Origin of the sequence: Pusillimonas sp., assembly GCF_044464525.1 — a bacterium.
GTDB lineage: Bacteria > Pseudomonadota > Gammaproteobacteria > Burkholderiales > Burkholderiaceae_B > Pusillimonas.
The window spans coordinates 186190-193250 of sequence record NZ_JBIQLE010000003.1; the positions used below are offsets into that span (position 1 = coordinate 186190).

Here is a 7061-nt window from a genome sequence, read left to right on the forward strand (position 1 = left end):
GCCGGGCGTCAGTCGTCCTTGAGCAGTTCCCGGGCTATGATGAGACGCTGCACTTCGGTAGCGCCTTCATAGATGCGCAATGCGCGGATTTCTCGATAAAGTTTCTCGACGGGCATGCCTGACATCACACCTGCGCCGCCGAACATTTGCAATGCCCGGTCGATGACCCGCTGGGCGGATTCAGTGGCCGCCATCTTGGCCATCGCGGCTTCGCGGGTGGTGCGTACGCCTTTTACATCGCGCAACCATGCGGCGCGATAGGTAAGCAGGGCGGCAGCGTCGATTTCGGTGGCCATGTCACCCAAAGCAGCCTGGGTAAGCTGAAGATCTGCCAAGGTTTGGCCGAACATGCGCCGTGACTTGGCGCGGCCGAGCCCTTCTTGCAGCGCGCGCCGCGCAAACCCCAAAGCGGCCGCCGCCACCGAGGCGCGGAAGATGTCCAGCGTCATCATGGCGATCTTGAAGCCCTGGCCCGGGTCGCCCAAACGCTGCGACACCGGTACACGGCACTGATTGAACCGCAGCCGAGCCAGGGGATGGGGAGCGATAACATCGATACGTTCGGCGATCTCGAGCCCCGGCGTGTCGGCATCGACCACAAAGGCCGTGATGCCGCGCGCGCCCGGCGCCTCGCCCGTGCGAACGAACAAGGTATAAAAATCGGCTATGCCGCCGTTGGAGATCCAGGTCTTTTCGCCATTGATGACGTAGCTGTCGCCGTCGAGCACAGCCTCGCACGACATGGCGGCGACGTCCGAACCGGCGTCGGGCTCGGACAACGCGAACGCGGCAATGGCTTCGCCCGACGCGACCCGGGGCAGATAGCGCTGGCGCAATTCATCACTGCCTGCGATGGAAATGGCGCCGCTGCCCAGGCCCTGCATGGCAAAGGCGAAGTCGGCCAAGCCGTCGTGGCGCGCAAGCGTTTCACGCATGATGCATACCGCGCGCGAATCGATCTGCGGCCAACGGCCTCCCCAGGAACCCTCTGGACCCTGAGGCACGGCCACGCGCAGCCACCCCGCCTGGCCCAAAGCCTTGACCAAATGCCTGCAAGCGCTGTCGGTGTCGGAATGATCGACGTCGGCGAGCGCCTGCCGGCACCAAGCATCAAGCTCGTGAGCCATCTCGGGATGACGCTCGTCGAAGAAAGGCCAGTCGAGCCAGGTGGTGTCTTTCATCAATCGCCCTCAAAAACGGGTTTCTGCTTAGCCACGAACGCTTCGTATGCGCGGCGGAAGTCGGCCGTCTGCATGCAAATCGCCTGTGCCTGCGCCTCGGCCTCGATGGCTTCGTCAACGCCCATGCTCCACTCTTGGTGCATGGCTTTCTTGGTCATGCTGTGAGCAAAAGTGGGGCCCGAAGCAATACGGCCGGCCATCGTTTGCGCCGCTTCAAGCAGCGACTCGGACGGGTGCAGGGCGTTGAAGAAACCCCAAGCCAGGCCTTCGTCCGCTGACATGGCACGACCGGTGTAGAACAGTTCGGACGCACGGCCCTGGCCGATGATGCGCGGCAGAATGGCGCACGCCCCCATGTCTGCGCCTGCCAGGCCCACGCGGGCAAACAAGAACGCGGTTCGGGTTTCGGGGCTGCCCAGGCGAAGATCAGAAGCCATGGCCAGGATGGCGCCGGCGCCGGCGCAAACCCCGTCGACCGCAGCCACGATGGGCTGGGGACAATTGCGCATGGCCTTGACCAGGTCTCCGGTCATGCGGGTGAACTCGAGCAATTGGGGCATGCTCATTTTGGTGAGCGGCCCAATGATCTCGTGAACATCCCCGCCTGAGCAGAAGTTTCCGCCCGCGCCAGTGATGACTACGGTCTTGATGTCGCTGGCGTAGCTCAGCTTGCGGAACAAGTCGCGCAACTCGGCGTAGGAATCAAAAGTAAGAGGGTTCTTGCGCTCGGCACGATTCAGGGTGATGGTGGCCACTTTGCCGTCGTCAGACACCGACCACAGGAAGTTTTTGGCCTGATAGCCCGCCAGGGGACCTGTGTGGTGCGCCATGGTGTGCTCTGTATTTTCCATTGCTTTGATGCTCCTTATGCGGTGGGTTCGTGATCGCCAGGCGTTCCACTAACCGACCATTACCTCGCCCCCGTCGACGGGGATGGATTGACCATTGACGGCCGATGCGCCGATCTGGCAAAGCCAGGCCACCGCGTCAGCCACTTGCTCGGGCTGCACGAGGCGGCCCTGGGGATTGGCCTCGGCCAGTTTGGCCTTGGCTTCGTCGGCGGACATGCCGGTTTTATTCATGATGTTTTCGACTGCCTCGCGCACGATTTCGGTTTCGGTATAACCGGGACACACCGCATTGACGGTGATCCCCTTGCGTGCAACCTCGAGAGCAAGCGAACGAGTCAGGCCAATGACGCCGTGCTTGGCCGCGCAATAGGCGGAGACGTAGGCATACCCTGACAACCCCGCCGTACTGGCCACATTGACGATGCGGCCCCATTGCGCCGAAACCATATCGGGCAGCGCGGCCTGAATGCAGTGAAACGTGCCGGTAAGATTGACTGCGAGCATCTGGCTCCAGTCTTCCTCTTCAAGCCTGTCGAAACGCTCGCTGACGGCCTGGCCCGCATTGTTGACGAGAATGCTGATCAGACCGAAACGCTGCCGGGCCTCGTCGAAGGCCGCCCGCACGTCGGCGCGTTGCGAGATATCACCCGTGACGAACCCGACTCGATCGCCCGCGTCGAGCTCTTCACATGCTTTTTGCAGCGAAGCCTCGCCGCGTCCCATGAGAGTGACGCGCGCGCCCTGCCCCAGCAGCCGGCGCGCAACAGCCAGCCCAATGCCGCGCGACGCGCCGGTTACCAGGGCATGGCGCTCTGAGCTTTGGGGGCTCATGCCCCCACCTGCTCGGCGTAGGCCGCTGCGCGCTCGAAGTTGGTTTCAAGCTGCTTCTTCGCAGGGAAGTACTGCTTGGGCCAGCTGATGTCGGTGTAGCCGATGTGGGCCGCTTCGCGCAAAGTCCAGGCGGCGTCCGCCAGGTGCGGACGAGCCAGCGCGCACAAGTCGGCGCGACCCGAGGCGATGATGCTGTTGACGTGGTCGGCTTCGAAGATGGCGCCCACTGCGATGGTGGGGATGCCGGCTTCGTTGCGGACCCGATCGGAGAAAGGCGTTTGATACATGCGGCCATAGACTGGCTGCTCGTCCTTGCTGACCTGGCCGGAAGAGCAGTCGATCATGTCGGCGCCCGCCGCCTTGAACATGCGTGCGATCTCGACCGCGTCGTCGGGCGTGATGCCGCCCTCAACCCAGTCGTGAGCCGAGATACGCACCGACATGGGCAGGTTCTGGGGCCACGCCTCGCGCATGGCGCGGAAGACCTCCAGCGGATAGCGCATACGGTTTTCAAGCGAGCCGCCGTAGTCGTCGTCGCGCTGGTTGGTAAGCGGCGAAACGAAGCTGGACAGCAGATAACCATGAGCGCAGTGCATCTCGAGCCAGTCGAACCCGGCTGCCGCGGCGCGGCGCGTGGCGGCGACGTGCTCGTCGCGTACTTGGTCCATTTGCTCGCGCGTCATGGCCTGGGGCACCTGTGAGATGCCTTCAATGTAAGGAATGGCGGATGCCGACACCAGCGGCCAGTTGCCGGAATCGAGCGGCATGTCGGTGCCTTCCCAGCTTACTTTGGTGGAGCCCTTGCGGCCGGCATGACCGATCTGCATGCCGATCTTGGCCTGGGTATTTTCGTGGACGAAGTCGACGATGCGCTTGAACGCAGCCGCCTGTTCGTCGTTCCAGAGGCCGGGGCACCCCGGGGTGATGCGCCCTTCGGGTGAGACACATGTCATTTCGACCATGACCAGGCCGGCGCCGCCCATGGCGCGCGAGCCCAGATGAACCAGGTGGAAGTCGCCGGGCACGCCCTCGACGCACGAGTACATGGCCATGGGCGATACGACGATGCGATTGGCAAGCGTGATGTCGCGCGCCGTGAAGGGTGTCAGCATGGGCGGCACCGGGCGTTCGGAAAGCGAACTGGCGCCGGCCTTGTCGGCAAGCCAGCGCTCGTAACCTTCTAGCCACTTGGGATCGCGCAAACGCAGGTTCTCGTGCGAAATGCGCTGCGAGCGGGTCAGCAGCGAATAGCTGAACTGCTCAGGTTCGAATTCGGCGTAGCGCGCGACGTTCTCGAACCATTCGGTGGAGTTTCGGGCCGCGTTTTGTATTTTCAAGACTTCGACGCTGCGGACCTCTTGATAATGATCCAGTCCGGCTTTGAGGTCGAGGTTCTGGGCGATGAGCGAACGGTTCAGTTCGATCGCATCTTCAAGCGCCAGCTTGGTGCCCGACCCGATGGAAAAGTGAGCCGTGTGCGCGGCGTCGCCCATCAGCACGATGGGAACGTTGCGCCCGTCGGGCAAAGTTTGGTAGTGCACCCAGGTATCGCAAATAACGCGTGGGAAGCGGATCCAGATGGCCGAACCACGCAAGTGCGTGGCGTTGCTGACCAGGGGGTTGCCGTCAAGCCATGGGGCGAACAGCTTTTCGCAATAAGCAATGCCTTCTTCCTGGCTCATGGTGTCAAGGCCGGCGGCCTGCCAGGTTTCATCCAGGGTTTCGACAATGAAGGTCGACATGCCGGGTTCGAATTGGTAGACATGCGCCTGGAACCAGCCGTGTTCGGTGTTCACGAAGGCGAAGGTGAAAGCATCGAATTTCTTCTCGGTGCCCAGCCAGACGAAACGGCACTGCCGCGTGTCGATATCTGGTTTGTAGGTATCTTCGTAGCGCGTGCGTATGCGGCTGTTCAAGCCGTCCGAAGCGATAACCAGGTCGGCTTCGTATTTTTGGGCGATTTCCTGGTCGTCGGCAACGTCAGTTTCAAAAACAAGTTTGACGCCGACCTCTTCGCATCGCGCCTGCAGGATGTTGAGCAGCTTCTTGCGCCCGATGCCGATAAAGCCATGACCGCCGCTACGTACGCTTTGATCGCGGTAGTGGATTTCAATATCGTCCCAATGATTGAACGCCTCGCTGATCTGCTCTGCGGAAACCGGATCGGCTTCGCGCAAATTACCAAGAGTAGCGTCTGAAAACACCACGCCCCAGCCAAAGGTGTCGTAAGGTTTATTTCGCTCAATGACTGTGATTTCGTGACGTGGATCGCTGAGCTTCATCAACAAGCCGAAATACAAGCCTGCGGGCCCGCCGCCGATACATACTATTTTCATGCTAGCTCCGTGTGTGTGTCTACGGGAAGCGATAGGCCCGATTGCCGGCCCACGCCACAAATCGAATTTAGTTTAGGCTTAAACTATATCGCCAAAAAATCCTGTGTGCAATAGGTTTTTCCCACAGGAGCGGCAATGACTGCTTTTTCAGATGTTTACAGTTATCATGTTAGTTGAAGATTAAACTAAACCCCTCGTCAATGGCTTGGCTGTAACCACATGAACGATATCTCCGCTTCGTCGGCCGCAATTGAAGAAACCCCCGATCTCGAGACCCTCACCGGCCCCGAGGATCACGACGATTTGCGCCTATGGCTTCGTTTGCTTACTTGCTGCAATCTCATCGAGGGCGACATCCGGGGCCGCTTGCGCACCGAATACGAAACCACTTTGCCTCGTTTCGACCTCATGGCTCAATTACAGCGCGCCCCCGAGGGCATGAAAATGAGCGAGCTGTCACGCCACATGATGGTCACCAACGGAAACATCACCGGCATCACCGATCAGCTCGAGAAAGAAGGAATGGTTCAGCGCAACAAAGTGCTCACCGACCGGCGCAGCTCTCTGATCAAGCTTACGCCCAAAGGCAGGCGCGCCTTCAAGCACATGGCCAATTCGCACGAGCAATGGATTCAAGACCTTTTCTCGGGCCTGTCCGAAAAAAGCCGAAAAGGCCTCTTCGAGGCTTTGGGCGAACTCAAGCTCGTCGCCCAAACCCGGCTCATGCCGCGCGCCTGAAGCGGGGCCCTGCAAAAAGGCGCCGGCTGCGCCCTTTTCAAACATGGGCAACAGCTGCTTCCGCCCCGCCCGGCTTCAAGTAAACTGACGCCCTGCGCCCAATAGACGCCTGCATTCAGGCGCAAAGCGGCGCTCAACTTTCTTTATCGAGCTGCTCCATGGCCGTCAACCTGATCACCCCATCCGAATCAGAAATTCATCCCATCGACGGGGTCGATATCGGCATCGCCGAAGCCGGCATCCGCAAGGCCCGGCATAAAGACCTGACCGTGTTCCGTTTGACGCAGGGTTCCGCGGTGGCGGGCGTCTTTACACAAAATCGTTTCCGCGCCGCCCCTGTGCAGGTATGCGAAAGCCACTTGGCGGGCGGCAGCGATATACGCGCCTTGGTCATCAATACCGGCAACGCCAACGCGGGCACGGGACAAAGCGGCATGGACGCAACCCTGGAAACCTGCAATAGAGCCGCTTCGCTACTGGGGTTGCAAGCCGAGCAGATACTACCCTTTTCCACCGGCGTCATACTTGAACCCCTGCCGGTTGATCGACTGGTGGCGGCGCTTCCCGCGGCAATCAAGGGCCTCGACAAGGCCAATTGGCTGCCGGCCGCATACAGCATCATGACCACCGACACCCAGCCGAAGGTATCCTCGCAACGCCTGCGCATCGGCGACCATGAGGTTTCGATCACGGGCATAAGCAAAGGCGCCGGCATGATCCGGCCCAACATGGCCACCATGCTGGGCTTCCTGGCCACCGACGCCGCTGTTCCGGCGAATTTGCTCGCTGACATGACGCGCAGCATCGCCGACCGCTCTTTCAATCGCATCACCGTTGACGGCGACACTTCCACCAACGACTCGTTCATCACCATTGCCACGGGACGCGGCGACCTCAGCGTCGACTCTGTCTCTTCGCCCCACTATCAGGCTTTGTACGATGCGCTCGCCGCCTCAGCCTTGGAGCTTGCGCAGAAAATCGTACGCGACGCCGAAGGCGCCACCAAGTTCATGACCATACAGGTCGATGAAGCGGCCCATAGCGCCGAGGCGCTTCAGGTGGCCTATGCAGTCGCCCATTCTCCATTGGTGAAAACGGCCTTCTACGCGTCCGACCCCAACCTG

Annotated in this window: 6 protein-coding genes; 2 read left to right on the forward strand and 4 right to left on the reverse strand. The window is 60.9% G+C overall.

The genetic code is table 11. From position 1 onward, the window contains the following. Positions 1–8: 8 nt before the first annotated feature. The 4 genes from ACIY1O_RS03185 to ACIY1O_RS03200 are packed head-to-tail and all read right to left on the reverse strand — an operon-like array spanning position 9 to position 5199. Positions 9–1181: an acyl-CoA dehydrogenase family protein gene (locus ACIY1O_RS03185; protein ID WP_397473626.1), complete on the reverse strand. Its 1173-nt coding sequence runs from the start codon at positions 1179–1181 to the stop codon at positions 9–11. Next, entirely contained in the window at positions 1181–2032 is an 852-nt protein-coding gene (locus tag ACIY1O_RS03190) for an enoyl-CoA hydratase family protein (protein WP_397473627.1), read from the reverse strand. Before ACIY1O_RS03190 ends, ACIY1O_RS03185 begins: the two co-directional genes overlap by 1 nt. A gap of 48 nt (positions 2033–2080) precedes the next feature. After that, positions 2081–2863, reverse strand: a complete 783-nt coding sequence (locus ACIY1O_RS03195; protein ID WP_397473628.1) for an SDR family NAD(P)-dependent oxidoreductase — start codon at positions 2861–2863, stop codon at positions 2081–2083. Then, on the reverse strand, positions 2860–5199 hold the full coding sequence (locus ACIY1O_RS03200; protein WP_397473629.1) for a bifunctional salicylyl-CoA 5-hydroxylase/oxidoreductase: 2340 nt from the start codon (positions 5197–5199) through the stop codon (positions 2860–2862). The genes ACIY1O_RS03195 and ACIY1O_RS03200 overlap by 4 nt, the downstream gene beginning before the upstream one ends. A 249-nt stretch (positions 5200–5448) precedes the next feature. Here ACIY1O_RS03200 and ACIY1O_RS03205 point away from each other — a divergent pair, with 249 nt between their 5' ends. Together ACIY1O_RS03205 and argJ are read left to right on the forward strand one after the other, a co-directional pair. Next, on the forward strand, positions 5449–5937 hold the full coding sequence (locus ACIY1O_RS03205) for a MarR family winged helix-turn-helix transcriptional regulator (protein WP_397473636.1): 489 nt from the start codon (positions 5449–5451) through the stop codon (positions 5935–5937). Positions 5938–6095: 158 nt separating this feature from the next. Beyond that, on the forward strand, positions 6096–7061 hold a 966-nt coding region (gene argJ, locus ACIY1O_RS03210; protein ID WP_397473630.1), incomplete at its 3' end, for a bifunctional glutamate N-acetyltransferase/amino-acid acetyltransferase ArgJ.

Coding starts and splice junctions, on each gene's coding strand:
- ACIY1O_RS03185 (WP_397473626.1), bottom strand. CDS start 1,181: ATGAAAGACACCACCTGGCTCGACTGGCCTTTCTTCGACGAGCGTCAT.
- ACIY1O_RS03190 (WP_397473627.1), bottom strand. CDS start 2,032: ATGGAAAATACAGAGCACACCATGGCGCACCACACAGGTCCCCTGGCG.
- ACIY1O_RS03195 (WP_397473628.1), bottom strand. CDS start 2,863: ATGAGCCCCCAAAGCTCAGAGCGCCATGCCCTGGTAACCGGCGCGTCG.
- ACIY1O_RS03200 (WP_397473629.1), bottom strand. CDS start 5,199: ATGAAAATAGTATGTATCGGCGGCGGGCCCGCAGGCTTGTATTTCGGC.